Genomic DNA, 25,305 nt, shown 5'->3' on the forward strand with positions numbered 1-25,305 from the left:
CACTTACCAAAAGCTTTGTACCTTATAAAGCGATACTACCATGAGCAATAGATTCGCCCAGGCTGGCCGGTGGCTGGCCTTACCCGCCATCACTGTTTTAACACTTTCACATTGTGCCAAAACTAACAATACGATGAGTACCTCAAGTACCCCAACCGCTACCACCACCCAGACCAGTACCAATAAGAATCCATTACTGGCCGAATGGAGGGGACCTTTTGGCGGCGTGCCACCTTTTGACCAGGTTGCAGTAGCCGACTTCAGGCCCGCTATGGAAGCGGCCATGACAGAAAACCTGGCCGAAGTAGACCGGATTGCCAACAATCAGGCCGCCCCTACCTTTGAAAACACCATTGCCGCCCTGGAACGGGTTGGCCAAACCCTGGACCAGGTCATGACCGTATACGGAATCTGGCGATCCAATATGAACAGTCCCGAATTTCAGCCCATAGAACGGGAGATGGCTCCGCGATTGGCCGCCTTTTCGGACCGGATTTCTCAGAACAAACCGCTATTCCAGCGGATAGAAGCAGTGTATAACTCACCGCAGAAAGCCAACCTTACTCCCGAACAGCAGCGACTGGCGTGGGTGTACTACAATAACTTTGTTCGGGCGGGTGCCCGACTGGATGAGCAGGCCAAGGCGCGTTTATCGGAAATAAACCAGCAACTGGCGGGGCTTTTCACCCAGTTTAACCAGCACGTACTCGCCGAAGAAACCGACCAGGTACTTATCATTGAAAAGGAAGCCGACCTGGCGGGTCTGCCGCAGTCGCTTCGTGATGCCGCCGCCGCGGCGGCGGCGGCCCGGAACAAACCGAACGCCTGGGTTATTACCAACACCCGCTCGTCCATTGACCCGTTCCTGACCTACTCTGATAACCGGGCGCTGCGCGAAAAGGCCTGGCGGATGTTTGTGAACCGGGGCGACAACGGCGGTGAAAACGACAACAATGTCATCATCAGCCAGATACTTCAGCTGCGCGCCGAACGGGCTAAACTGCTGGGGTATAAGACCCACGCCCACTGGCGGCTCGACAACACCATGGCCAAGACCCCCGAAAAAACCCTGGAACTGATGGAGGCCGTCTGGAAACCGGCCGTGGCCCGGGTACGCGAGGAGGTAGCCGATATGCAGGCGATAGCGGATAAGGAGGGAGCCGGGATAAAAATAGAACCCTGGGACTACCGCTACTACGCCGAAAAAGTACGGAAGGACAAGTACGACCTGGATCAGAACGAGGTAAAGCAGTACTTACAACTGGATAAGCTACGGGAGGGGATGTTTTGGGTAGCGGGCGAACTACTAGGCTTTAATTTTAAGCCGGTAACCAATATACCCGTTTACCACCCGGATGTCAGGGTATGGGAAGTGACCAACAAAGAAAGCGGAAAGCACATCGGGCTGTGGTACTTTGATCCTTATGCCCGGCCAGGCAAACGCTCCGGTGCCTGGATGAACGCCTACCGTGATCAGCAACGCCTGGACGGCGATATCACCACCATTGTGTCCAATAACTCCAACTTTGTAAAGGGAAAGGAAGGCGAGCCGGTCCTGATTTCCTGGGACGACGCCACTACCCTCTTCCACGAGTTTGGCCACGCCCTGCACGGACTGTCCTCCAACGTTACCTACCCCTCCCTGGCCGGTACATCCGTTGTACGTGACTACGTGGAGTTTCCCTCGCAGCTCCTGGAACACTGGCTCAGCACGCCGGAGGTACTTCAGCGCTTTGCGGTTCACTACCAGACCGGCCAACCCATACCGCAGCCGCTGGTGGAAAGGATAAAGCGGGCCGATACGTTTAACCAGGGATTTGAAACGGTCGAGTTTCTGGCCAGTGCCCTTATAGACATGAAACTGCACCTGGCGGGTGATGCTAAAATTGATCCCGACGCTTTTGAACAGGAAACGCTGGCTGCCCTGGGGATGCCCGCAGAAATAGTTATGCGCCACCGGACGCCCCATTTTGGACACGCGTTCGGTAGTGATGGCTACTCGGCGGGCTATTACAGCTACCTGTGGTCAGATGTACTGACGGCGGATGCCTTCGGTGCTTTCACGGAAGCCGGTGGCCCCTACGACAAGGAGGTAGCCGAGCGGCTGCGCAAGTACGTTTTCTCGGTAGGCAACACCATTGACCCGGCCGAAGGCTACCGCTCCTTCCGGGGCCGCGACGCCCAGGTAGACGCCCTTATGCGCAAGCGTGGTTTTGTGGAGAAAGAAAAATAAAAGAAACTAACCTGATATTCTCATAAAACAGCCCAACCTCCCGCCTGGCCGGGAGGTTTTTTTGGAAGTGTGGGGGAGTACTTAACTAAATGCAAAATCTATTTTACAAATAGTATTATATGATTTTTTCTTTATACCATTCTCACGCTTCTTATGTGCCTGAGGTATTTTTAAACCAAAAAAACAAAATCTTTTTGCCGGTTTTATGCCCGATTAATGGTACTATTACTGGTACCTATGTATAGTATATAAAGAAAATCAACGCTTATCGGCAAATACTTTCCCTTTATTAAACCATTGATTTACAAGCTTCTTTTATAGTTTACAGAACAAGAAATAGCCGGATAAATTAGCGGGACTATTCTTTCTTTTGTTATAATTATTTACCTTTTCTAAAATCAATTAACTCAGGGATTTTAGTTAATAAAAGTAAAGCGCAAGCGGTAAAATCAGAAGCCACATTTGTACTAATTCAATATATTACTTAGTAACATCTGTCATTTATTGAATAGGGTTCTGCAAAAAAAAGTACCGGCCACCTGAATTTATCCCAAACAAAATGACTCATGGAACTGATACAAAATCATAGAAGTAAGCTATTCAACCAAAGCGTACGTTTTGGCTTAAAGAAGTACTTCCTAGCCTATATCAACCTGCACGCGCGGGTGTTTGAATCAATTAACCGGCAAATGACGCCCTATGGAGATAACTGCCTGCCACAACTCTCCCACACCCGAAGAAGTACCGGTTTGGGAACGAATGTGGAAACACAAACCAGATCCTCCACGAGCCAGGAGGCAGAAAGTCCCTTCAGCCAGAACCGCTATTCGGTTGTGTACCTGATTGGGGAGCAGTACCATCACGTAGGTTGTTCTACCCATAGCCAGGCCGAAGCGATTTTGAACCAACTGCTTTCGGATACTGAAAGGACGCCCGTCGGCATTTACGATGACAAAACGGAATTATTTGCCTGGGAACCAACCCGGCAGCAGGACTTCAACCAATACAGCATTGGAGAGCAGGGAAAGCAGGGGGAAGCCATCATTTCCATTACGCAGGCCCTGCGCCGGCGGGATACCCATTGGCAATCGGGTGAATTCGGAAAACCTGACTTTTTTGCCTGAGCAATTAGCTACCCGATGCAACGTATTGAAATAACAAGCAATACCACCGGGTTTAACCGCCGGTTGGGGTGATATTTCATCCGGCAGTTATGCCTGATGCTCGTCTTTTACCCAGGCCATGGCCAGCTCACGTTCGTCAGGGTCAAAATATTTTATCTCGGCAGAACTGAATGGCTTCATAAGCTGGGTGAGCCAGTCTTCCCATTTTTTGGCGCCGACCATCGCGACCCGTCGAAAATCGTTGGCGTGTGATACATCCAGTTTCAGGTCCTGCCAGGCAGCGGCAACATTCCATCCTTCAAACTCTTCCATCTCCCAGTACAGGTTGATCTTCCCGTAATGGCTGATCTTCACTTCCATCAGTGGGATCAACTGCTCGTAATCATCTTTTTCAAGCGTACCCGATACCACCACTGCCACCAGGTCATCTTTATCTACATCCAGGTATCTTACCATAATTTACCATTTTTAATATTCAACAACTCTTCATGAAATAAACTTCCGGCTGGCTTCGTGGCTGGAAACCCAGTCAAGCGAAGAAATCGCCGCGGCCAGCGAAAGCTCACCGGCGGCTACGACCCCAGCCGTGATCTCAGCCAGTTTATTAACCTTACCGGTTCCGTAGCAATCCATCAGCTCTAGGCATTCGCGCTGGGTAGGCAGGCCGGTACCGCCTCCGTAAGTACCTACTACCAGAGAGGGTAAGGTAACGGAGGCATAAAGCGCTCCTTCGGCCGTAATCTCAGAAAAGGTTATAGCGGCCGACGATTCGGCCAGACAGGCTACATCCTGCCCCGTAGCGATAAACAGGGCCGCGAGGCCATTCACCGAATGCAGGCCGTTGTTGTTGGTACCCGCCAGCCACGAACCTACGTGTCCAATGCGGGCGTGGCGGTCCAGGGTTTCGGGTTCTACCTGCAATTCCCGGACCAGTAGCTCGCGGGGAATCAGGATTTCGGCCGTTACCCGTCTGCCCCTTGTTTTCAGCACGTTGATCTGGGAGGGCTTTTTGTCGGTAGCCATGTTGGATTCCAAATAAAAATGCTCAATGCCCTCGTACTGGTGCAGAATCCAGGTGCAGGCCGCCAGGGTAGCTTTGCTAACCATATTTTGTCCGGCGGCGTCACCCGTCGAATACCCAAACCGCAGAAAGGCCAGTCTTCCGTTCAGGTAGCTGTCGACGTAGCGGAGCTTAGCGTAATCAGAAGTCACCTCGGCCTCGAAGCGTAACTCGGCCTGATGCTCTTCTATCCACCTGACAAAGTCACGGGCCGCCCGGGCATCGGCCAGTTGAAACACCGGAGCCCGTTGCATGCCTTCGTCCTGCACGGTACATTTTACGCCGCCGCTCTTATTGATCAGCTTCATGCCCCGGTTGTAAGAAGCTACGAGGGTTCCTTCGGTTGTAGCCATCGGGATCAGGTACTCTCCCTGCGCGTGTTCACCGTTCACCAGCAGCGGCCCCGCCAGCCCAATGGGTACCTGAGCGACTCCAATGAAGTTCTCGCAGTTGCCTTTTACAGCCTCCGCCTCAAACGAATAGTGGGTCAGGTGGTTAGGAGTGGTTCCGGTAAACTCCCGCAGGTACTGCTGACGGCTTTTAACTACTTCAACGGTAAAATCATGTACCGCAGAACGGGGGATTCCCGTTAGAGTACGCGGCTCGGGTAGTTGATTCTGAAGTTCGTCCTCAACTTTAAGTTTAAGGGTACCAAAGGGTTCGGTTTGCAGGGTTATTTCCAGACTGTGGGTACCTTCCGTCAGCGGCGCTCCCTTGGCCCTGACCCGAACTGACTGTCGCAACGGAAAAGCAAGCGGACTTTCCTCCGAAATCACCCCGACCTGTACTATATTCCCCTCCTCGGTTTCCAATGAAAACAAGTCGGCTGAGTATTCCTGCCCGTCAATCAGCGCCCGGTGTAAACCGGTAAATTTAGCGTCAGCCAGACGATTTTTGAGTGAAAAGCTGAATCCATCCGCAGTATTCCGGAGGCTGTTGCGGTTATAGAGCTGTTTTAACAGTACATTGGGGAGAAATCGGAACATAATGCGGGAGTATATTTTTTAAATAGAATCCTAAGGTAAGCATTCGCTGGCTGTTGTTCTCTTTTTTTAACCCTACTACATTTTATTTGGTTTATCTGATAGTACCAAACGGCACAAATACCCTTGACCACGGTTTCCATTATTATTCCTACGCTCAATGAAGAACTGGCCCTGCCACGTACTCTTAGGCAGGTAAAGCAGCTTTGTCCGGCTCCCCTGGAAGTGATAATTGCTGATGGAGGCAGTACCGACCGTACTCTGGCCCTGGTTCTGGCCGAGCAACAGCATATGCCACACCTGAAAATAGTCAGGTCTGAGGTGGCCTGTAGAGCTACCCAGATGAACCGGGGGGCCGAAGTAGCTACCGCCACAATACTATGTTTTCTCCACGCCGATACTACCCTCCCCGACGACGCACTGCTGGTTATGCAGCAAACGCTGGCGGATACCCGCACGGCTGCTGGTGGATTTATTTCCCTGATGCGCGGTCCCCTGCGTACATGCTGGCTCACCTCTTTTCATAACTATATCAAAAGCTACTACGCCCCGCTGTTATTCCGCCCCCACCTGTTCTTTTTCAAAGGAGCCCGCCTACTCTTCGGCGACCAGGTTATCTTTTGCCGCCGGGAGCAGTTTATGGCCTGTGGCGGCTACACCAACGGACTCCCCATTATGGAAGAAGCCGACCTGATGCTTAAGCTGGTCAGGTACGGTAGAATCCGACAGGTTAACCGGGTGGTGGAGTCCTCGGACCGGCGGATAGAGAAGTGGGGGTTCTGGCGGGCCAACGCTATATATCTGTACATAGGCTTTTTGTGGGGGGTTGGCTATTCGCCCGAGAAACTCAAGCGGTTCTATGCGGATATCCGGTAATTCCCTTCCTGTTTCTTATTGCTGGCTTCGGTACAAATCATACAGCGGCTTCACGGCTACGAAGTTGAGCATGGCACCGGCTACACAGTACAGGCACACTTTCTTCTGCACCTTCACCATGTTGTAGAGGTAGTGAGCCCCTCCGGCCGCCTGTCCCAGCACAATTCCTCCCAGCAGCAGGTCGAAGTACTTGGAATACCTGCTCTTGCGGGAAGCGGCCGTGGCCACAAGTACCGTAGCAGCGTACATAAAAAGGCTGATGGGCCCGTCGGGGATACCCAGCAGCACGGCATCCTTGGAAGAATTCACTTTCTTTGAATCAAACACTTCTCCGGGCACGTCGGGCATATCCTTAATGTAGCCCATCTGAAACAGGGAGATAAAGCTGAAATCTACCAGGCCGGCCGAGGCTAGCGCGGCTATCTTACGGCGGCTCTCGGTGGCCCCGCTCCGGTCCAGCCGCATCTTGTCTATAACTGATACTTCTTCGGTTGTTACCATATTCTTATCTGATTAGTGGATATAAACTGTCTATTTTTTTACTGTTTCTCCTTTTGTTCATCACTCTACCCCGGCCTATGAATTGATAAGTCTTTTGGCAATGGCTACCAGCGATTCGCCTGTCAGCTGCGGTTGGGGAGCCAGCGGATACAGTGTTTTTCCCGGTCGGGCTATAAAGGCCGCCTGTAGCCCCGCCCGTAACGCCCCCGTCATATCCCAGCCGTGTGCAGCGATCAGCATAGCCTCAGCAGGTTTTACCCCCAGCGCATCCAGGGCATACTTATACGGTTCCGGGGCCGGTTTGAATTTACGGACTGAATCAACCGATAGGAGCATCTCAAAGTACCCGGAAAGCCCTGCCGACTCCATCTGCTGCTGCAGGGCTTCATCGGCACCGTTCGTGAGTGCCACCAGCCGAAAACCCGCCTCCTGAAGCATCTTTAGCCCCGGCTCAACATCCGGATGGGGCGGCAATTGCCGGATCAACTGCAGAATTTCTTTTGCTTCCTGATCAGGTACCTGCTGCCCGTATATAGCTTCCACCATCTGAAAGGTGGCGTTACCAATCTCACCAAAAGAGTGGTACTGGCCCGTGACGGTTTCTATCAGAGAGTACTGTAGCATAAGCGTAAACCAATGGGTAAAAGCAAAATCACTGCCAATGGCTTTATTCATTCTGCTCTTCATGCCACTCAGGTCTAAAAGTGTCTCGTTGACGTCGAACAGTAGCAGCCTGGGTTTGTTAAAGGTCTGGTTGGTGTGCATAGGGTACTTTCAGATTTACTTCTACTGGACTTATCAGGTAGATAACTTTACGTGGCTCCATAAGTTTTGTGGATTTAGGGAGAAGTACAAGACTTGTCGCCCTACCGACATTCAGAAAGCGTACTGGCTGTTCCGGCAAATCGTAATGACACATTCACCCAAAAGAAAGGGATTCCTGCGACAGGAATCCCTTTCTTTTGGGTAATGTTAAATGCTGGTTACAGTACGCTGTCAAATTCAGATGTTAACTTTTTGTCCAGCTCGTAGAGGTCGTCCCGGAAATTTATCCGACCCTCATTGTCCACAAAAGTAGTCAGGTAAAAGATGTAGACGGGTACTTTCTCACCCAGCTGTACTACTTCATGTTCCTTGTCATTCATTTTTTGCTTTACCTGCTCCAGATTGAACTGCGGGAAAAGCCAGTCGGCAAACCAGGCCGGGTCTTCTATCCGGATACAGCCATGGCTGAAAGCCCTTTCTGCCTTGTCGAAAAGATGTCCCGAAGGCGTATCGTGCAAATAAATAGCATATTCGTTCGGGAACATAAACTTGACATTGCCCAGCGCGTTCCAGGGGCCCGGCTTCTGACGGATCCGATAGTTATTGAGCTTACTCCAGTTAACACTACCAAGACTTAGCACCTTGGCATCTGCCTCCCAGCCATCCAGAATCTCGTAGTGATTTTTGCTGGCATAGCTACGGTTGGCTCTGATCTTAGGCCATATTTCTTTCTCGGCAATACTATTAGGTACGTTCCAGTACGGTGAGAATTCAACGTGTTCGATCATATCGCTGAATATAGGCGTTGAGTTCATTTCTTTACCCACTACTACCTTCATCTGTTTAATCTCCTGCCCGTTTTCGTATACCCGCAGCATGTACTCCGGCACGTTAACCATCACGTACGTTTTGGGCATTTCACCGGAAGAGAACCATCGGATACGGTCCATGTTCAGCATCACTTGTTTCATGCGGGTCTCAACCGGCACATTCATCGTCTCTACCATTTTATCGGTAATTTCCGGTTGAACTTCCAGGCCGTTTCGGTTCTGAAAACGATTCACAGCCCTAACCAGCGGCTCGTCATACAGAGCCGGTTTTTGCCACTGGTCAGGCGGGGTTTCCAGGTCGCCGGTACTGTGGAGCCTTTTGCGGATAGCTACCACCCGTTGGCTGGAATCACCAAGTACCAGTTTACCTCCTTTTTCAATGGTCAGCCACCCGCCCTCTTTCTGAACTTTAGTGTACCTTTCCAGGTGATTTTTCAGCTTTTCGTACTGGGCAAAACGTGGCCTGAACGAATCCAGTGAGGCATCTACCTGGCCCTGTACTGCCTGTTGTAAATGGGTATAAAGCGAGTCAGGCTTTTCAGGCTTCATGTGCCAGGAGCCCGAAAGATCGCCTGTCTTTACCTTACCGGTGGCTATCATATCTGCCAGTTTTAGATACGTCGCAGAAAGTAATAGATCCAGCCTGGCTCCGGTTTCGGCATTTGCCCCTTCGCGGCTGATGCTATCGGCCAGACTGCGGAGTTCTTTGTGCGCATAGTCATCCGGGTTCAGGCCCTCCTTATTAATTGACTCTATCTGGTTCAGCAGTTTCCCGGCGGTACTGCTATTCCAGGCAGGTTTGAAATTGCGGTTACTATAAAAGGTGAAAAGATCCTGGCTGACCTCCTTCTCGCTTATATGGGGTAAGTCCTTTTTTACCTCCCTGGTATCAACCCATTCCCGAATGAGCCGACTGGCTCCTTCTTTGGGATAATTAAAATCATCCTGGGCAACTTCTGACCCACCGCTTAGGGCAAGGCCTTCCTTTTCACTTTCCGTTCTTTTGCCATTTTCACAAGCCCAAGCCACTAGCACAAGTAACAGAAGCCCCACTATTTTTGATACGTTCATACAGTAAGAATTGGTCCAACATTAGGCACGTACGCATTTTATACTGGCCTGTACCAGACTGGTGCCTCTTTTTATCTTTAAGAACAACAGGTATTTTAATGAATCAGGTTCCCTCCCAACAGGAGTACGACTATAACCGTAAACTACACTGGCTGGCCAGCAAAAATGGTGCAGCTGTAAAATTGGAATGGCAACTAACTCTTCGTAGTAAAATAGTGGTGCCGTTTCCCTTATTTCCGGCCTGACTTTTAGCCCGGCGGGAGGTTCAATTAGAAAAAAAGCTACCATGAAAGGTGAAGATCAGCTATCGGAACGCAGCCCACGCGAAGTACATGAGGAACATTTGAAACTGGCCCGGGAAGGCAATATTGAAGAAGACCTGCGGAGAAATACCGCCGAGTACATAGTACTACTTACCAACTATTGAAATTTTTATGGTCACAGGGGAGTACGGGAAGCGGCCGACTAATTAGCCCGGCAACTGCCTGATGGTACCTACGACTATAAAATATAGGAATGCCACAAGAATATATGCTTCCTACAATGGACGGGCGATTCGAGGCAGTCCAGTATTCCGGATGGGGCAGACTCGTTCCTTATTGAAAAGGAAAAATCAGAATTCAAACTATTTACTATTCCGTAAAGAAGAAAAATCAGTTGGAGGTTAGCTCTTCCTGATAATTGACAGCCCGTCTTGTTATCTGAGCTTTATTGCGAAGGAGCCCAGGAAGGCTCACTTACTAAAGTAGCTGCAAATTTTTAATGTAAACACGGTGCCGGTCGTACGTCAGAATATCCGCCTTCGCAAGGTTCCTAAGTACTGACGTTACCGTTTGGCGGCTGGTAGCCGTCAGTTTGCCAATATCCTCGTGGGTGAGTCGCATTGGTATGGCTACTTCATTGGGGTTATTGGCGACTTTATATCCATACTCATGCGCTATTTCTTTCAAAAAATCCCTGACCCGCTCCTCCGACGTCCTAAAAATCAGGTTCTCCAGTCGTCGCTGAATTTTCCGGACCTTTTGTCCAATGTGTTTAGTTAGTTCCAGCGTCAGCCTCGGATTTTCTTCCAGGATTTTCCGTACCTCCGACATCCTGAACAGGCAAACAACGGAATCTTCGATAGTTATGGCCTTCTCCTGCCGTACATCCTGGGAATCGGCAAGACACAGTTCTCCAAACAGCTCACCAGGTCCCAGAATAGCCAATATCATTTCTTTACCACCTTCCGAACTCCGGGTAATTTTCACTTTTCCTTCTTTTATGAAGTAAAAGCTGTGGGCTTCATCACTATCGCAGTAGATAACTTCATCTTTCGGGGTGGGTTGCATGAGTGCAATTTTTCCTAGTACTCTCCTGTCTTCCTGGCTCAGGTAACTAAAGATACTGTAATTTTCTAAGTACCATTGGATGGATTTCGTAGCAGCGGACATAGTCACATTTTTAACTGACACAGTTACACTAATAAAAGCTGAAAAGGTAAACAAAACAATGATTTACCCAAAGACATCTTTATAATCAATGACTGCCCCGATCAGGGAGGCATGTACAAAGGCTTGCGGTATGTTACCAAGCCAATCCCCGGTTATGGGGTCGCCCTCCTCGGGCATAACACCTACATCATTCATAAATCGCAGCGCCGCCCCGACAATCTGCTCAAACCTCTCCCGGTTGCGACGCATAACCCAGTACTGCGCCACCCAAAAGGTACCCGCCAGGAAGGCCCCCTCCCGCCGGGAATCATACTCGACCAGGTGTCGGCGGTACAGGTGGTTTTGGCAGTAATCCTGTTCCAGCTTTTCCATGGTTTTAACCATTTCAGGCGTATCGGCTTCAATAAAGCCCCAGATCGGGAATAGTGCGGCACTTACATCAATATCCTGACTACCAGCATACACCGCGTAGGCACCATCGGAGGTGATACATTTTTCTTCCACAAATTGCCTTATTTGTTCGGAAGCCTCCTGCCAGCGCTTTTTCTCCTCCTGATCCTGCGAATGCTCCGAAATGTACTTCAGGCTGATGGAGGCCACTACTTTGCTGGAAGTATAGTGGTGCTTTGGGGTTTCTTCCCAAATGCCATGATCCGGGTTGTCCCAGGTGTCGACCAGGAAGTTGGCCAGCTCCCGTATTGTCTCCCAATGCTCCCGGGTATCGTATAGGTTATAGATGACTTTGGCCGCAATAATCACATTACTATTGGCATCCAGTTGTAGCTGTTCATTAGCACCATTTCCGTAGCGTACTGGTGTTGAGTCCAGATAGCCCCTGAAGTTAATGAGTTGTTCGGTACCGGCCGGTTGTTCATCCAGCGTAAGCATGGGTACCACGGGTTTGGGTATCCGGTGCATGGCCGAGCACATAAAGCTCAGGAACCGGCGTTCTTCCTCGCCGTCGCTGCCGACCCGGGCCAGGGCGCTGACAATCATGGCAGCATCCCGCAGCCATACATAGCGGTAGTCGTAGTTGCGGCCGCCGCCGGGCACTTCGGGCAGGGAAGTGGTAGCCGCCGCTATGATGCCGCCGTTCTGTACGTAGGTAAGCAGGCGGAGTTGTCGCAGCGACTTCCGCACTTCCTCCTCGTAAGGTCCGTTGTAGGTAATATGGCTGGCTATGGCCTGCCAGTTTTTCAGCGTAAGCTCCATTGACTGTTCCAGTTGCTCCTGCGGGTTTTGGAGGGCTCTTTCGGCCAGGACAAACCAGGCCGTTTCGCCTTCGGGTACCCGGCAGGTAATGGACTCCTGACCCACCTCCACCGGATGAGAGGCATAGAAATGGAAGTCAAACTCCAGGCTGGCGTGTCCTTCGGCTATGGCCGCCAGAACAACTGGCCTGCGGTTGTAGTTAGGCCGTGGATTTACCCTTACTGTATACGGTACCGGCGAGGCCGACACGGTCCGGCATATCCCGTAAAAACTCCCTTGTAAGGGCATCCAGTCCTGCAGTAGTACCTCGCTGCTCCCAGCTTTAAGCCGGGTTTGGAGTACAGCACTCTCCGCTACGTACATCCGGCTACTGGATTCCAGACCCGGCAGTTCCAGATTCCAGGCTCCCCCTTTTTCATTATCCAATATCGATGCAAACAGGGAGGGCTCATCAAAGCGCCGGGGGCAGTACCATACCAGGTTTCCTCTTTTGTCAAGCAGGGCGCAGGTACGCCTGTCACCAATCATGGCCAGGTCCCGGATATCTGTCTCTTTTTTGCTCATAGGCTGTTTAATGTAAACTAAAATAAGACCAGGTAGTTTTTGGAAGGCTTATTAAACCTATATTAGTACACATCTTTTGGATATCTAACCTTCGTCTCAGGCTGACCAGTTGTTTTTTGGGTTGGCGCCTGTCAGACATAAATAAAGCGCCCGATATTCTCAGGCGCTTTATCTGTTTAGGAAGCGGATATATTCTAAACCCGACCCCTTACTACTAAGAGGTGCTGATAGTTACTGCCTTCCTCTCTACACTTGGAGCAACAGTTACATTTTACTTACTTTCCAAATAACGCCGGTTCCGGGTTGATAGACATACGGTGGGCGTTTACTCATATCAATCTTCACCACGCCATAATCAACAATATACAGGGCTCCATCGGGTCCGAAACGAACACCGAAAGGGCGTTCAAGACCTTTCCCCTCCATACCTTGCATGGAGGCAGGCCCCGGGGTAGTATTGCGGAGAAATGGCTCGAGCTGTCCCGATGCCGGATTAATCATTACAATCTGAAAACCAGCCGGCTTTTTGCCCCTTAGCGGATTAGTGGGAGGAGCCAGATCGCCCCACTCGGCCACAAACAACCTGCCCGCCATATTGCCCCAGGAAGCGGGTGCTACATCAACCAGGCTTGGTGATGAATTAAATTCATGGCGACCTACCACTACGGATGGATCAGGAGGAGTTAAACCGCTTGCCTGATGGTCTATCACAAAACCAAGGTTTTTTCCCTGCGGCTGTCCGTTCATTACAACCATGGCCTGCAGGCTATCAGGTACCTCAAAGGCAGGATCAGTCAAGGGACGGCGACCGGCTGAAAAGTCCGGAACCCCGTACCACATTCCTTTCTGAACACGCAGGGTAGCGTCTATCTCATCCTTAACCGGTCTGGCACCGCGGACGTCGTAGCCATTTTCGGCAGCATACATGGTTCCGGTGGTCTGGTTCCAGGCAAGGCCGATCAGATTACGAAAGCCCCAGGCGTGGGTCTCGATGGTAGCCATGGCATTGTTGGGATCAAAGGATAAAATCGAACCTCCACATAGCTTCATTCCCTTGATTACCTGCCCTGGTGAAGACGGGGTACCATAGGGTAAGAATGCGCCGGTCAATACGGTATCACTGGTAGTTTCGGTCCGAAAATCAGGTGTTTTGAAGTTTCTGCCTATGAGCACGATGTCCTGGCAAGGGGTAGCATGTACATTGGGGCTGCGCATGATCCAGGGAGCCACCGACATATCCATCACGGCGGCGTTGCCCGCCAGACCAACGGCTACGTACATTTTACCGTCCGGCCCTACCCGAATGTCGTTGATCTGGTGCTCGGCCTGACTATCAATAATGCCTTTAAAAAGATTCTGAACCTGTCCATCCATGGTAACACGCGACACCGCACCAGTCAGATCATCTGCCCGGTGGGTAATGTAGAAGGCACCATTATGCCAGACTATCCCAACAACGGCCGGATTGATTCCCTTACCAGTCAGATCCACCGCTACCGTGGCCTGTCCCTTACTGACTTTCATGATTCGCAAAGGTGCCAGCTTATCAGGCTCAAGGCCCCCTCCTGCCTCCACTACGTACATATTCCCCTGGTTGTCCCAGGTAACACTCGTAGGTAGCTGCAGTCCCCCTACCACTTTCTCAACTTTAAATCCGGCCGGGACCTGTAAGCCTGGATAGTCCGTATCTTCCAGATTATGATCTTTACACCCCACTACCAGCAGGGAAGTCAACAGCAGGGAAAGAGCAGACCACTTTGAAAACCGACGCATTCCAGGGCGCTCTTTCATAAGGTACTTTTGTAGGTCTTTTTTCATGTTAATTAAGATTTAAAGTTTGTAAAAATTAAAATGTGTAAGGCAGCAGAAAGTACAGTCTTCCGGGTATGTTGCATAGTATGCACGTTTTTCTCGCTGCTTTTAAATACCTATATCAACTCTCCGCAGGTACGAGGTTGTTTACTACTCAAGAGGCTCACCAGCTATAGGCAGGAAGGGTTGACGGCAAAAAAATTCCTTTTCATGCTCCTGACAGCTATTCTCCGGGCACCATTGAAATTTTTACTTTTCCAGAAAACATTGATTTTTGTCGGCCAAAAGACATTTTTCGCCTCCGAAAGAATGGAACCAGGTAGAAGTAAAAGATCTATATTTCAGCGCCTGCAGCCAGGCAGTTGCCACTGGCCTGCGAAACAAGCCCTGGCTTCTTTGAAGTGGTCGATGGCTTTCATTTTTAATATCATATTTCATCCTGGAATGATAGTATCAACCGCCTCCTTACTTATTGGTATGGTAAGCAATACTGCCCCGTAGTATGCCTGATTTCCGGGTTTTTGTCGGCAATCCGACAGCTTCACTTTTAAAGTGGCTTAAATAGTAAACACGCATGACTATTTTTGCAGATTACAGTAGCATCGCTTACTGGCTTTGATAAGCTGTCAGGTACAGTACTTGTGTATTCTTAAAATAACGTATGAAAATACCATTCATCATCCTGCTGGGTATCCTTTCCCAAAATTATGTCGTTGCCCAGTCCTACTTCAGAACCGACTATCCCGCTGTGTGGCAACGAGCCACTCACTATACTTTGGAAGTTGCAGAAGCAATGCCCGCCCATCAATATGGTTTTAAGCCCGTAGATGAAATTATGAGTTTTCAGGGGCAGGTGGTACACCTAATCCAGAACCTGTCCTATTTATCGGGATTGATAACAGGAGAACGGCCCGACTTTTTCGTTGGTGAAAACCCTGAACTACCTGCTAAGGAGAAGATCACGCTGGCACTGGGAAAGTCGCTTGGGTATATTAATGACCTGATTAGGACAGTAGATGAAAAAACACTGGCGGAAAGAATTTCCTTTGCCGGCGAAAACGTAACAAAAGAATCCATTTTCTACCTTATGAGGGACCACATGACGCACCACCGGGCCCAGGCCATACTATACCTGCGAATGAATGCTATTGAACCACCAAAGTACCGGGGGTGGTAACCGGCTTACATTAAAAATAGAGGTACTTTTTATTGTTTTCCCTGCAAAGCATTACCTACTTCCTCCAAATCTATGTTCAGCCTTTATAGGCTTACCAACTGCTCCGCAATGCTGACCAGGTTATCTCCGGTGAAGTGAGGTTTGGGAGCCAGGGGGTACTGTACCTGGCCTTCCCGGGAAATAAAGGCGGCCTGTAAACCAGCATGAAGGGCACCTGTCACATCCCAGCCGTGGGCGGCGATAAGCATCGCTTCCTGGGGGCGGACTCCCCCTTTTTCCGTGGCCATTTTATACGTTTCAAGGGCTGGTTTATATTTTTTGATAGCGTCAATGCTTAGTAAGGTTTCAAAGTAATCTGACAGGCCCGCCGATTCCATCTGCTGCCTGACTACCTCCTCCGTGGAGTTCGTGAGGGTAACCATCCGGTAGCCTGCTTCCCTTAGCATAGCGAGTCCCTGGGGCACATCCGGGTGAGGCGGCAACGTACGTATCATCCGCAGGACTTCGTCTCTGACCTCATCCGGTACTCTTTTCTTTAGTTTTTGTTCCGTCATTTGAAAAGCAGCTTTCCCAATGGCCCCAAAGTCATGGTACTGCGCGGTCACATTGTCCACCAGGGAGTACTGAAGCATATAGGCGAACCACTGCGAAAAAGCATCCTCCTGGTCGAAAGCCTGGTTCATGCGGGCTTTCATGCCACTTAAATCCAGAAGGGTTTCATTCACATCAAGAATCAGCAGCTTTGGCCTTTTGATTGAAGACCTGTTTTGCATGGGAGTGGATGCTGATTTCGTGGTTTTACAACCGAAGGGGAACAGGGAGCCTGCCGTTAGGGCTACCAGGTTCTGCATGAAAGTTCGGCGGTTATTCTTCATAGGCCTGATTGGTTATTGCTTTATTATCCAGTGGTAAAAAACAGGTAAAATGATACTTTTAATTTGAATGAAGGTTGTGAAGAATTATTCCTCCATGCTCTTTTGCCGCACTTTTCGGTAGGTAGAGAAAATGCCGTATCCAACCAAAGCAGCAATAATCAGGTAAACCCAGACTGGTATATTCTCTCCAACGACAATCAGGTACAGGTAGGCCGAAATAAAGAAGAATCCTGTAAGCATTACAGGTATTACAATTGATTTCTTACGTCGGATATTGCGTATAAGCCAACTCAGCGATAGAAAGAAAAAAGGAATGGCCCCAACATAAATTCCTCCAAAAATAAGGGGGTTTACCTGGTATTTTTCACCAAGCCCCCAAAACCATTCCTGTATCTGATTCCACCAGTCCATTTTCTTTTTTCAGGCTATACACATTTTGCTGTTAGTATCCCGGACCCGCTACTTAACTTCTAAATTTTGTAAAGGAATTGAAATAACTTCTTCACCAGCGGGGTCAGTTGCTGCCGTTTTTTGGTCATCACGATGCGTTTATTTACGGTAGCGGCCGTAGGATAGGCATAAATCTTTTCGAAGAAGGCGTTAATCCCGATCTTATGGGTATTGGCCAGTACCAACTCCTGAAAGATTTCTCCGGCATGGGGTGCAATCATAGAGCCCCCAAGTACCTTCGGATTCCGATTCAGGAGACTGCTCTTTTCAATGTAAAGTATAAGTTTACCGTACTGGTATTCTTCTATTACAGCCCGGTCATCTTCCTCCAAATCCATTGAAAGCTTTTCATAGCTGACCTTCTTTTCCTTCAGGTGCTGTTCGCTATACCCAAAAGTAGCTACTTCCGGGTCAGTAAAAGTTACCCAGGACATGTGCCGGTTATCGAGCTTTTTCTTGAAAGGAGAAAGAAAGTTGTTCAGGAGCACAGTGGCCTGTTGCTCGGCGGCGTGAGAAAATTTGAGGGAACCTGCAATATCACCACACACATACACCTGCTTATTGGTCGTCTGCAGGTACTCATTTACCACGATTCCGTCTTCATCGGTCGCAATACCGCCCCTGGGCAAGTCCAGTTGCTCGGTGTTTAGTTCGCGGCCTATGGATACCAGTAGCTCATCAAAGGCCAGGGTTTCTTCTGTTCCCTGCCGGGTTTTAATCACCAGATGGTGTGCATCCGTAAGCTTGACTGACTCCGCCTCCAGCACAAACCGAATTCCCTCGGCCTCCAGTCTTTTATGCAGGATGCTGGCTATCTCTTCGGCTTCTTTGTCAAGAATCATGGGTTTATTATGCAGGACCGTCACCGCGGTACCCAACCTGCTGAAAGCCTGGGCCATTTCAATTCCAATGGGTCCGCCCCCGACGACCAGCAGGCGTGGGGGGAGGTGCTGCAGGTCAAAAATACTTTTGTTGGTCAGGTACCTTACCTGTTCTACGCCCGGCAGGGTTAGCTTTCGGGGACGGGAACCGGTGGCGATCAAGATCTTTCGTCCCCGGTAGCGGGTACCCTCTACTTCTACCTGGTCTTTGTCTACAAACCGGGCCGTGCCCAGCGCCACGTCCATTCCCTGGCGGCGGAAGTACCCGGCGTTTTCGTGCTGGCGGATGATTTCCTGTCTTTCCTGAATAAACCGGTTAACGCTGGCCATATCCACCTCTCCCTGTACTTCCACGCCAAAGCGCCGGGCCTGACGGGCCTGGTGTACCGCCCGGGCGGCGTGGATGAGGGCCTTACTGGGAACACAGCCATCGTTGAGGCAATCTCCGCCGATTGCTGCATCCGCTTTGTCAATAAGCAACACGCGGAGGCCAAATTCGTGCAGGGGCAGTGCCACACTCAAACCACCCGAACCGGCCCCAATCACAATGATATCATACAGTAGATCAGTGGGTTGCTTCTCTGATTTTTCGGACTGTGCTTCGGCGATGTCTGTCGCCATGCCCCTGGTAGTAGCAGAGGCCGGTGCTTCGAGGGTTGTGCTGGTCATCTTCGATTTGCTACGGTTTAGTCTTTGGGTTTACTTGCTCACGTCCACGCCCCGCCAAAACGCCACCCACCCTTTGATATGTTTAGCCATATCTTTGGGCTCCGGATAATACCAGGCCGCATCCTTGTTTTCTTCTCCTTCGACTTTCAGTGTATAATAGGAGGCTGTTCCTTTCCAGGGACAAACGGAAGTAGTGCTGCTTTTTTCTAAAAATTCTTGTTTGATACTATCAGCCGGAAAATAATGATTTCCTTCAATCACAATCGTGTCGTTGCTTTCGGCTATGGTTTCGCCGTTCCATACTGCTTTCATACGTTTCTATTTTTTAATGATCACCACTTACTTACTACTTTTATAGATGTCCGGGTGTTCTTACCCTATTCTTACCTGGTTAGTGGTATTGGTTCTAACATTTTCAACCGGGCATTGGGTAGTTTGTTTAGCTTCCTATCAACATAGCTCGTACCTATATCGCAGCATCTTCAAATGAATAAATCCTGTCAGGGCCGGATTAGGTCAACTTTCAGACGGTAAAGAATAATAACTAAAATGTTTATAATTGTCGGCTGGATGACATTAGGCAATTTCATTTATAACCAATGAAATTTCGTGGAGTTATTGTAAAGGGGTTTCCCCTATATTTAGAGCCAAAATACTACCTGATGAAATCAGGAATCCAAACTATTGAGAAAACCCGCTTAGCCCTCCAATGGTTGCCGCTTGTCTTATTTGGTACCATCGCCAGATTTCCGGGACCTGCGAACCTGGCCCAAAGTACTTCAATACTCCTGCCCGCTTTGTATCAGGTAGGAGTAGCCGGATTTAGTCTGAACAGAAGCTCTTAAACTGAAACAGAAGGGCCATACGGTACATGAAGAACAACTACTACAAGTCGCATGCGGATACGTATGACAGCCAATGGGAAAGCTATACCAACAAGACACTTCAAAAGTTGATTAGCTACCTTCCTGATTCGTTGGAAGGCAAAACCATCCTCGACTTTGGTTGCGGTACGGGCGAATTAATCAAAAGGTTGCTTTTACAGTATCCGTCTATAACCCAAATAACGGGATACGACCCCGCAGAGGAAATGCTGCACCAGGCCCGTAAGAAGGTAGCTGCGCTTGATGATGAAGCAAGCAGAAAAGTAAAGTTGCAAAGTCACCGGAATTTTGACACCCCATTTGATATCATAGTTTCCGGGAGCGTTTTACACTATCTGTCCGAACCAGATACAACTCTTACTACCCTAAAATCTTTACTAAACGAAAACGGGATACTGGTACTGCTGGACTACACCAAGGATGGTTTACTGGTAAACTATTTTGAATGGATTATTAAATTATCGGACGCGCAGCATCAGCAGGCTTACCATCCCCGGAAAATAAGGCAGATGGTTAAAAAAGCCGGTTTTGTTATCAGGAAAGAAGAAGCGTTTCGTATTTCCTTCTTCTGGAAGGGGTACGTTGTCAGGGCATCCAAAGCGACTGCATCAAAACCATAAGAAAGCCGGTCTGCGGAAAGCAGACCGGCTGGTTATTATTTCGGGTCAGGCAGATGACAGATCAGGCAGTTTCAATTAATGCCTTCACAACGGCGCAGTGTTCGTACATTTCCAGTTCTTCAAAGTACTCGAGGTACCACGGCAAACTATCCTTTTCCAGGGCTTTACATTGGGTACGGAATCTATCCATTTCCGTGGGCTTTAACCTGTTTTTCAGGTGCTGATCAATCTGTTCGCCGGCCTGCTCCATATTTTTAAGGGCCGCAAACAGATGCTCGATTGGGTCGGGAGGGTTATTGTACATTTTTGGGGAGGGTTACGTTCAATTATATTGAAATAAACTAACTTAATAACGAATTTTATGTCTACTCGATTGTCATCATCGCGGTATTTTATATTAATGAAAAGATAAACTACTAGCCTAATATTTGGCAAACGCCAAATTATGCAAAACATTATTATACTTCTGAAAAAACATTTTTTCTATAAAATGAATGTTAATTTAATTACGTTACTACTTGGTTAATGCGGTTGAAATAATAATTTATCCTGAATCAGCATTAGATTGAAACTTCTGTTTACTTTTATTACGCAATTATAAAGTAAACTACTGGCAATCAATCTTTTTCCATAGTTTGTTCCACAACCTTCCTCAAAGCTATGATAAAAAATGTTTTACTAATTGACGATGATGATACCACTCTATCGCTGGTAAAGCTGGCGGTAACCCGGAATGGTTTTGCTGAGCACGTTATACCTCTGCGAAACGGGAAAGAGGGAATCGATTATTTTGAGCGTTTAGCCGCGGGCAACGAAAAAGAGGTACCGGAAATGATATTCCTGGATATATTTATGCCAGGAATGGACGGTTGGGAATTTATAGATGAGTATATCCGGCGATTTGCGGCCCAGTTCCCGAATACCCACATTTGTGTGCTTTCCACTTCATCGGAGCCCGATGATCAGGTGAAGGCAAGTTCCTATCCTTGTATCATTTGTTTCTGGAACAAACCCCTGTTTATCAAAGATTTAAATACTTTAAAAAATCACGAGCTACTCCGTCAATATTTTTAGGTACGTAAAAAAAGCCGTTTTTCCGTCGGGCCGACCCATTAATTGTTTCGCATCCGGGCCGGCAAATCAATGACAACCACCAGGGAATTGATTTCTTCTTTCAGGGCCAGAATTTTGAAATGCAGTTGCTCAATTGCCTCGTGACTGTCGCCGCTCTCCATGGCTTTTCTATAAGTCATTTGGAGACCGTGCAGATCGTAGCGTTTACTATCAATGATAGTCTGTAAGTTGGACTTGGGTCCCATGGTTGTTGAAGTTGGAGGGTTTTGGACAAATATCAACAAAAGGCGAGAAAACTACTACTACAACCCGCATTAGTTATTTAAAGGATTTTTTAGCGTTACCCTTCCTTTGCAGGACGGTAAGAAAAGCCTTTGAGAAACAGCCAGGTACCTTTTGGCGAGCCAGAACACCTCCTGAACTTAATAAACCAGTACCTACAATTTTACCTGAAGCGTCAGGTAAAAACCCCGGCCGTCGGAAGGTAGTATGCCCGGTCCGGGGTAACCCGTGGCCCGGCGGGTAAAGTATAGGGCATTGGCCAGATTGTTAACGCTGCCTTCCACCCGGTACCGCTTGTAGTCCCAGGAAGCACTCGCATCCATAATGGTATAGGCCGGTATTAACCCTACGACCCCGGCCACGCCACCATCCACCGCGTTGGTAGCCTCGGTAAACTGGTCCGACAGGTGGGTGTACTGAAAGGAGGCTTTCCAGTTTTTGTACCCCAGCCGAAGTCCGGTCTTAAGGTTGAACTTTGGTACAAACTCTACCTGATTGCCCCGCACGCCCACCAGTTCGCTGCTCCGGTACTCCGACCGGATAAGTGCCAGGTTTGAGAAAAGGACTCCGCTCAGGTCTGTCCGTTGGGGTAGTAAGTAATGCAGAAAATCACCCTCTACGTACGATTCTACGCCCATAATGACCGCCTGACCGATATTGCCCCGCTTCCGTAAAACACGGTTGTTCTCATCGTAGAACTGTACTTCGCCAATGCGGTTGTTATAATTGAGGTAAAATGCGCTGAGATCAAAGTTCAGGTACTGGGTCTGGTGACTCCGGATGCCCACATCCACCGAATGTCCCCTTTCGTCTTTCAGATCAGGATCAATAACCTGCGACGGATTGGCAATGCGCATATCACTGAAGGTTATCGAACGGTAGTTCTGGGAGGCATTGGCGTAAATATCAAGGTGCTGAACCGGCTTATAACTCACCCCCAGGCCGCCCAGTACCAATTGCCTGCCGTTGGTCCGGCTTTCTTCGGTACGCTGGATGTTGATAATATTACCAGCCAGGTCTCGGCTGATGCTGCCGTAGTACCCCTCGGCGGTCGTATAAATATACTCGTAACGCAGGCCGGGCGTCAGGCTGATTTTTTCGTTCAGGTAAAAAATATTTTCCAGAAAAAGGGCTACGTTGCGATTGGGAAAACTGTAATCGTAGGTAATGAAGCGTTCGGGTTCCACGAAGTTAAAATCGGCGTCCCGGCCGGTACTTCCTAATCCCTGCAAGCTGTGGTTGTAGCCGGAGTAGTAACGGGCTCCCGCCAGCAGTACCGACTGGGCCGGCCCCAGGTAGTAACGCTTCAGGTACCTCGACTCCACCCCCCAGTTGGTAAATTCGCCTTTGATTAAATCGCGCTCGCTCCCATCGTCGACGGTGGCGACCCGGTTAGGACGGAAACCGAGGGAGTAGCGGTGCGCCGACAACCCAAAGAAGCGCAGGTTAAACTCGTTCAGGGCGTTAAACTTATGGTCAAAGTGCAGCGCCATCATGTTCCAGTCCACCTGAAACCAGTTGCGCGCGCGGTTGCTCTGGCGCGGGTCCTGACGGAGCATCGCATCGGACAGTCCGCCCGGCTGCTGGGCCAGGTACTGCATGTGGGTAAGGTCGAGGCCAATGGTTGTTTTTTCAGAGATTTTGTAGTCTACATCCGAGAAAAGGGTCAGGTTGGTAAAACCCGAATTGGGGCGCCAGCCGTCGCCCCGCTTGTACTGGGCAAAAGTGTAGTAGCTAACCTTGCCTACCGTACCACTGGCACTGGCAAAGCCGTTGTAAAAGCCGAAAGACCCGCCCGTCTGTCGCACCACCAGCTCGATTTTACGGTCTTCCACCGGCTTTTTCATGACAAAGTTCAACAACCCGCCAAACTGCGTACCGTACTGGAGCGAGGCCGCTCCCCGGACAATCTGAATGCGCCCTACGGCTTCAATCGGGGGCGTATAGTAGCTTTCGGGGTACCCGAGGGCATCGGCACTGATGTCGTACCCATTTTGCCGTACGTTAAAGTTGGAGGTACGGTTCGGGTCCAGGCCACGTCCGCCAATGCTCAGCTGCAGACCCGCCCCGTCGTTCTCCCAGATATTGAGGCCCGCCACCCGGGCAAACACCTGACGGGCGTTGTTGGTAGCCAGGTTGGCGGTAAGTTTCTCGGGCAGGATTACCTCGGTTTTCTTTCCTTCGTAAATACCCATACTTTCCACGCTCCGCATGCGGGTAAACCCAAAGTCCCCCTGCTTTTCCCGTACCACCACTTCGTTCAGGTTTTCGTCTCGGGTGGTTAGCACAATAGTAAGCTGCAACGGCTGCCCCTGTACTTTTACCGTTTGTTTATAGGCTTTAAAATCGGGATGGACTACCTGCAGGTCATAGGTACCAGGGGGTACCTCCGCAAAGCGGAAGCGCCCTTCTCCGGCCGTGGTAGTACTTCGTTGCCCGTTCCCCAGGTACACGGTACAGCCCGAAAGGAGGGTACTATCTTTTTTTGAAACTACTACGCCCCCAACCGAAACACCCGTTTGTCCCGACTGCGCCAGAGCGCAGGTACTGAACAGGCAGAAGAGGAAGCAGTTAAAAACCTTTAATTTCATCGTTGAAGGGGGTAATCCATGATTTGGGACGGAAGGTATCAGTTTCATTGGCCAGGTCAACGTCCGGATTTACAAAAGTACGGCCCAGACGTCCGTTGAGCGATACGTAGGAATCGGCGAAGACCTTCGGGCGGTCAAAGCCCCGCTGCGCGTAGTAGTCACGCAGCAGGTGCGCGTACTGTAAAATCATATCCGGCTGGGTAGCCATCATTTTTTCCTGCAAAGGGGTCAGGAATTCGCTGTTGTTCACGATTACAGTTTTTCCGCCGCGGTCCCGGACCGTAAATTCGGTATGGCCGGCTTTTTCCATCAGCATCACCCGCCACGAAAACCGGTACCCCTGCTCGGTCCAGAACAATTCGCCGGGGTAGTACAGGTACCGGAAAGGTACCACCACCTGAACGGCGAAGAAAACCAAAAAAATACCCACCAAGGTGTAAGTAAGGCGGGGCCGCATACGGTAGGTGCGGTGCGGGAACAGGTACTCGCCCGACAACCGTAACCAGCGCCCGATCCGGTTAAGTACTTGTTGATGAAAATCGGCGGAGAAAAAAATCAACGCCGTCATGATCATGATGTACGGAAACATACCGATGGGGAAGAGCAGGGCGGTCAGGCCGTGAAAAACGACTACGGCCCCGAAGGCCCACCAGCGGGTCTTCCGGTTCCAGAGCAAAAACGGAATACTCAGGTCGTACAGGCAGCCAAACCAGCTAAACACATACGCCACCCAGGTGTAATTCAGCAAAAAGCCTACGACGGGCAGGTCGTTGTGGGCCGGCAGCCAGATCCGCAGCGGCTGAGCCTGAAGCAGCCAGTCGGAGTTGAGCTTGGCCAGGCCCGCAAAAAAATAAAGCAGGCCCACAAAGAGTTTCACCGCATCCAGACACCAGGCCGGAATCCGGTCGGACCGGAATTGGGGGTTTCGGTAGGAATCGAGCGAGAAATAAGCGTGGGCCGGTAAAAATAGCAGCATGAAACTAATCATGCTGATAAAGTAGTAGTGGTTGAGGTAGGTGGTTTTGTCAATGAGTTCAATGTAGGTAAAACTCAAAAAGAGGGTAATTGCGGCCACCCGGTAAAAAAGCCCCAGGGCCACCAGCAGCGCCGACAGCCCGCAAAGAGCAAAAAGCAGGTAGGTGTAGGTACCCAGCGGTTTTACAAATCCGAACCCATAAAAAGGAAAGAAGTACCGCGGCCTGATGTACAATTCGTCGATCCAGCCGTAACTCCAGAAACGGACTATACCCGCCAGCAGCAAGAGTCCGAACAGGATTCTGAAAACGGCCAGCGGGGCGGCGGAGGTGGTTTTATGTACATAATCCTTCATGAAACACC

24 protein-coding genes are annotated in these 25,305 nt (G+C 49.7%); 8 read left to right on the forward strand and 16 right to left on the reverse strand.

Features of this window, described 5'->3' with window-relative positions; translation table 11 throughout:
- The first annotated feature begins 40 nt into the window (after positions 1 to 40).
- Positions 41 to 2,233, forward strand: coding sequence for a M3 family metallopeptidase (locus VGN67_RS15490; RefSeq protein WP_327487760.1), 2,193 nt, complete (start codon positions 41 to 43; stop codon positions 2,231 to 2,233).
- A gap of 566 nt (positions 2,234 to 2,799) precedes the next feature.
- A complete protein-coding gene (locus tag VGN67_RS15495) occupies positions 2,800 to 3,357 on the forward strand; it encodes a hypothetical protein (RefSeq protein ID WP_327487761.1) in 558 nt (185 codons plus the stop codon).
- An 87-nt stretch (positions 3,358 to 3,444) separates the two neighbouring features.
- Here VGN67_RS15495 and VGN67_RS15500 read toward each other — a convergent pair whose 3' ends face one another.
- Together VGN67_RS15500 and VGN67_RS15505 are read right to left on the reverse strand one after the other, a co-directional pair.
- Complete coding sequence (locus VGN67_RS15500) at positions 3,445 to 3,813, reverse strand: STAS/SEC14 domain-containing protein (protein ID WP_327487762.1); 369 nt, start codon at positions 3,811 to 3,813, stop codon at positions 3,445 to 3,447.
- A gap of 30 nt (positions 3,814 to 3,843) precedes the next feature.
- On the reverse strand, positions 3,844 to 5,403 hold the full coding sequence (locus tag VGN67_RS15505; protein ID WP_327487763.1) for a hydroxymethylglutaryl-CoA reductase: 1,560 nt from the start codon (positions 5,401 to 5,403) through the stop codon (positions 3,844 to 3,846).
- A gap of 123 nt (positions 5,404 to 5,526) precedes the next feature.
- On the opposite strand from VGN67_RS15505, the gene VGN67_RS15510 reads away from it, so the two are divergent.
- On the forward strand, positions 5,527 to 6,276 hold the full coding sequence (locus tag VGN67_RS15510; RefSeq protein WP_327487764.1) for a TIGR04283 family arsenosugar biosynthesis glycosyltransferase: 750 nt from the start codon (positions 5,527 to 5,529) through the stop codon (positions 6,274 to 6,276).
- Positions 6,277 to 6,291: 15 nt separating this feature from the next.
- On the opposite strand, the gene VGN67_RS15515 is transcribed toward VGN67_RS15510, so the two are convergent.
- The 3 genes from VGN67_RS15515 to VGN67_RS15525 form a co-directional block, all read right to left on the reverse strand.
- On the reverse strand, positions 6,292 to 6,777 hold the full coding sequence (locus tag VGN67_RS15515) for a vitamin K epoxide reductase family protein (protein ID WP_327487765.1): 486 nt from the start codon (positions 6,775 to 6,777) through the stop codon (positions 6,292 to 6,294).
- A gap of 75 nt (positions 6,778 to 6,852) precedes the next feature.
- Positions 6,853 to 7,542, reverse strand: a complete 690-nt coding sequence (locus VGN67_RS15520) for a haloacid dehalogenase type II (protein WP_327487766.1) — start codon at positions 7,540 to 7,542, stop codon at positions 6,853 to 6,855.
- A gap of 218 nt (positions 7,543 to 7,760) precedes the next feature.
- On the reverse strand, positions 7,761 to 9,443 hold the full coding sequence (locus tag VGN67_RS15525) for a L,D-transpeptidase family protein (protein WP_327487767.1): 1,683 nt from the start codon (positions 9,441 to 9,443) through the stop codon (positions 7,761 to 7,763).
- 286 nt (positions 9,444 to 9,729) lie between these two features.
- Here VGN67_RS15525 and VGN67_RS15530 point away from each other — a divergent pair, with 286 nt between their 5' ends.
- Positions 9,730 to 9,870 carry a hypothetical protein gene (locus tag VGN67_RS15530; protein WP_327487768.1) on the forward strand — a complete coding sequence of 47 codons (141 nt, stop codon included), beginning with the start codon at positions 9,730 to 9,732 and terminating at the stop codon, positions 9,868 to 9,870.
- Positions 9,871 to 10,183: 313 nt separating this feature from the next.
- Here the strand turns inward: VGN67_RS15530 and VGN67_RS15535 are convergent, their stop codons facing one another.
- The 3 genes from VGN67_RS15535 to VGN67_RS15545 form a co-directional block, all read right to left on the reverse strand.
- A complete protein-coding gene (locus VGN67_RS15535) occupies positions 10,184 to 10,774 on the reverse strand; it encodes a Crp/Fnr family transcriptional regulator (RefSeq protein ID WP_327487769.1) in 591 nt (196 codons plus the stop codon).
- A 165-nt stretch (positions 10,775 to 10,939) separates the two neighbouring features.
- Entirely contained in the window at positions 10,940 to 12,652 is a 1,713-nt protein-coding gene (locus tag VGN67_RS15540) for a glycoside hydrolase family 15 protein (protein WP_327487770.1), read from the reverse strand.
- Between the two features lie 264 nt (positions 12,653 to 12,916).
- Complete coding sequence (locus tag VGN67_RS15545; RefSeq protein WP_327487771.1) at positions 12,917 to 14,470, reverse strand: hypothetical protein; 1,554 nt, start codon at positions 14,468 to 14,470, stop codon at positions 12,917 to 12,919.
- Positions 14,471 to 15,125: 655 nt separating this feature from the next.
- On the opposite strand from VGN67_RS15545, the gene VGN67_RS15550 reads away from it, so the two are divergent.
- A complete protein-coding gene (locus VGN67_RS15550) occupies positions 15,126 to 15,641 on the forward strand; it encodes a DinB family protein (RefSeq protein WP_327487772.1) in 516 nt (171 codons plus the stop codon).
- A gap of 83 nt (positions 15,642 to 15,724) precedes the next feature.
- Here the strand turns inward: VGN67_RS15550 and VGN67_RS15555 are convergent, their stop codons facing one another.
- From VGN67_RS15555 to VGN67_RS15570, 4 genes are all read right to left on the reverse strand, one after another.
- Positions 15,725 to 16,516, reverse strand: a complete 792-nt coding sequence (locus VGN67_RS15555; RefSeq protein ID WP_327487773.1) for a haloacid dehalogenase type II — start codon at positions 16,514 to 16,516, stop codon at positions 15,725 to 15,727.
- A gap of 84 nt (positions 16,517 to 16,600) precedes the next feature.
- Positions 16,601 to 16,756: a hypothetical protein gene (locus VGN67_RS15560; RefSeq protein ID WP_327487774.1), complete on the reverse strand. Its 156-nt coding sequence runs from the start codon at positions 16,754 to 16,756 to the stop codon at positions 16,601 to 16,603.
- A gap of 230 nt (positions 16,757 to 16,986) precedes the next feature.
- Positions 16,987 to 18,516 (reverse strand): dihydrolipoyl dehydrogenase family protein, encoded by a 1,530-nt coding sequence (locus VGN67_RS15565; RefSeq protein WP_327487775.1) that lies wholly within the window; start codon positions 18,514 to 18,516, stop codon positions 16,987 to 16,989.
- Between the two features lie 30 nt (positions 18,517 to 18,546).
- Positions 18,547 to 18,828 carry a DUF427 domain-containing protein gene (locus tag VGN67_RS15570; RefSeq protein WP_327487776.1) on the reverse strand — a complete coding sequence of 94 codons (282 nt, stop codon included), beginning with the start codon at positions 18,826 to 18,828 and terminating at the stop codon, positions 18,547 to 18,549.
- 350 nt (positions 18,829 to 19,178) lie between these two features.
- Here VGN67_RS15570 and VGN67_RS15575 point away from each other — a divergent pair, with 350 nt between their 5' ends.
- Together VGN67_RS15575 and VGN67_RS15580 are read left to right on the forward strand one after the other, a co-directional pair.
- A complete protein-coding gene (locus VGN67_RS15575) occupies positions 19,179 to 19,361 on the forward strand; it encodes a hypothetical protein (RefSeq protein WP_327487777.1) in 183 nt (60 codons plus the stop codon).
- Between the two features lie 26 nt (positions 19,362 to 19,387).
- Positions 19,388 to 20,020: a class I SAM-dependent DNA methyltransferase gene (locus VGN67_RS15580; protein ID WP_327487778.1), complete on the forward strand. Its 633-nt coding sequence runs from the start codon at positions 19,388 to 19,390 to the stop codon at positions 20,018 to 20,020.
- Positions 20,021 to 20,081: 61 nt separating this feature from the next.
- Here VGN67_RS15580 and VGN67_RS15585 read toward each other — a convergent pair whose 3' ends face one another.
- Positions 20,082 to 20,324, reverse strand: a complete 243-nt coding sequence (locus VGN67_RS15585; RefSeq protein WP_327487780.1) for a hypothetical protein — start codon at positions 20,322 to 20,324, stop codon at positions 20,082 to 20,084.
- A gap of 356 nt (positions 20,325 to 20,680) precedes the next feature.
- Between VGN67_RS15585 and VGN67_RS15590 the strand changes: the two genes are divergently transcribed.
- Positions 20,681 to 21,094, forward strand: a complete 414-nt coding sequence (locus tag VGN67_RS15590; protein ID WP_327487781.1) for a response regulator — start codon at positions 20,681 to 20,683, stop codon at positions 21,092 to 21,094.
- A gap of 38 nt (positions 21,095 to 21,132) precedes the next feature.
- Here the strand turns inward: VGN67_RS15590 and VGN67_RS15595 are convergent, their stop codons facing one another.
- The 3 genes from VGN67_RS15595 to VGN67_RS15605 form a co-directional block, all read right to left on the reverse strand.
- Complete coding sequence (locus tag VGN67_RS15595; RefSeq protein ID WP_327487782.1) at positions 21,133 to 21,339, reverse strand: hypothetical protein; 207 nt, start codon at positions 21,337 to 21,339, stop codon at positions 21,133 to 21,135.
- Positions 21,340 to 21,531: 192 nt separating this feature from the next.
- On the reverse strand, positions 21,532 to 23,967 hold the full coding sequence (locus tag VGN67_RS15600) for a TonB-dependent receptor domain-containing protein (RefSeq protein ID WP_327487783.1): 2,436 nt from the start codon (positions 23,965 to 23,967) through the stop codon (positions 21,532 to 21,534).
- The gene (locus tag VGN67_RS15605; RefSeq protein ID WP_327487784.1) at positions 23,948 to 25,297 is read right to left on the reverse strand and encodes an HTTM domain-containing protein; all 1,350 of its coding nucleotides are present in this window, start codon (positions 25,295 to 25,297) and stop codon (positions 23,948 to 23,950) included. The genes VGN67_RS15600 and VGN67_RS15605 overlap by 20 nt, the downstream gene beginning before the upstream one ends.
- Positions 25,298 to 25,305 lie beyond the last annotated feature (8 nt).

This window comes from Telluribacter sp., from assembly GCF_035998675.1.
In the GTDB taxonomy this organism is placed as follows: Bacteria; Bacteroidota; Bacteroidia; order Cytophagales; family Spirosomataceae; genus Telluribacter.

Bases quoted from the DNA above. Each gene is read 5' to 3' on its own strand.
- VGN67_RS15520 (WP_327487766.1), bottom strand. From the start codon at position 7,542: ATGCACACCAACCAGACCTTTAACAAACCCAGGCTGCTACTGTTCGAC.
- VGN67_RS15505 (WP_327487763.1), bottom strand. From the start codon at position 5,403: ATGTTCCGATTTCTCCCCAATGTACTGTTAAAACAGCTCTATAACCGC.
- VGN67_RS15540 (WP_327487770.1), bottom strand. From the start codon at position 12,652: ATGAGCAAAAAAGAGACAGATATCCGGGACCTGGCCATGATTGGTGAC.
- VGN67_RS15545 (WP_327487771.1), bottom strand. From the start codon at position 14,470: ATGAAAAAAGACCTACAAAAGTACCTTATGAAAGAGCGCCCTGGAATG.
- VGN67_RS15570 (WP_327487776.1), bottom strand. From the start codon at position 18,828: ATGAAAGCAGTATGGAACGGCGAAACCATAGCCGAAAGCAACGACACG.
- VGN67_RS15495 (WP_327487761.1), top strand. From the start codon at position 2,800: ATGGAACTGATACAAAATCATAGAAGTAAGCTATTCAACCAAAGCGTA.
- VGN67_RS15500 (WP_327487762.1), bottom strand. From the start codon at position 3,813: ATGGTAAGATACCTGGATGTAGATAAAGATGACCTGGTGGCAGTGGTG.
- VGN67_RS15525 (WP_327487767.1), bottom strand. From the start codon at position 9,443: ATGAACGTATCAAAAATAGTGGGGCTTCTGTTACTTGTGCTAGTGGCT.
- VGN67_RS15585 (WP_327487780.1), bottom strand. From the start codon at position 20,324: ATGTACAATAACCCTCCCGACCCAATCGAGCATCTGTTTGCGGCCCTT.
- VGN67_RS15560 (WP_327487774.1), bottom strand. From the start codon at position 16,756: ATGCTTACAGGATTCTTCTTTATTTCGGCCTACCTGTACCTGATTGTC.
- VGN67_RS15595 (WP_327487782.1), bottom strand. From the start codon at position 21,339: ATGGGACCCAAGTCCAACTTACAGACTATCATTGATAGTAAACGCTAC.
- VGN67_RS15555 (WP_327487773.1), bottom strand. From the start codon at position 16,516: ATGAAGAATAACCGCCGAACTTTCATGCAGAACCTGGTAGCCCTAACG.
- VGN67_RS15600 (WP_327487783.1), bottom strand. From the start codon at position 23,967: ATGAAATTAAAGGTTTTTAACTGCTTCCTCTTCTGCCTGTTCAGTACC.
- VGN67_RS15575 (WP_327487777.1), top strand. From the start codon at position 19,179: ATGAAATCAGGAATCCAAACTATTGAGAAAACCCGCTTAGCCCTCCAA.
- VGN67_RS15550 (WP_327487772.1), top strand. From the start codon at position 15,126: ATGAAAATACCATTCATCATCCTGCTGGGTATCCTTTCCCAAAATTAT.
- VGN67_RS15490 (WP_327487760.1), top strand. From the start codon at position 41: ATGAGCAATAGATTCGCCCAGGCTGGCCGGTGGCTGGCCTTACCCGCC.
- VGN67_RS15590 (WP_327487781.1), top strand. From the start codon at position 20,681: ATGATAAAAAATGTTTTACTAATTGACGATGATGATACCACTCTATCG.
- VGN67_RS15515 (WP_327487765.1), bottom strand. From the start codon at position 6,777: ATGGTAACAACCGAAGAAGTATCAGTTATAGACAAGATGCGGCTGGAC.
- VGN67_RS15565 (WP_327487775.1), bottom strand. From the start codon at position 18,516: ATGACCAGCACAACCCTCGAAGCACCGGCCTCTGCTACTACCAGGGGC.
- VGN67_RS15580 (WP_327487778.1), top strand. From the start codon at position 19,388: ATGAAGAACAACTACTACAAGTCGCATGCGGATACGTATGACAGCCAA.
- VGN67_RS15530 (WP_327487768.1), top strand. From the start codon at position 9,730: ATGAAAGGTGAAGATCAGCTATCGGAACGCAGCCCACGCGAAGTACAT.
- VGN67_RS15535 (WP_327487769.1), bottom strand. From the start codon at position 10,774: ATGCAACCCACCCCGAAAGATGAAGTTATCTACTGCGATAGTGATGAA.
- VGN67_RS15605 (WP_327487784.1), bottom strand. From the start codon at position 25,297: ATGAAGGATTATGTACATAAAACCACCTCCGCCGCCCCGCTGGCCGTT.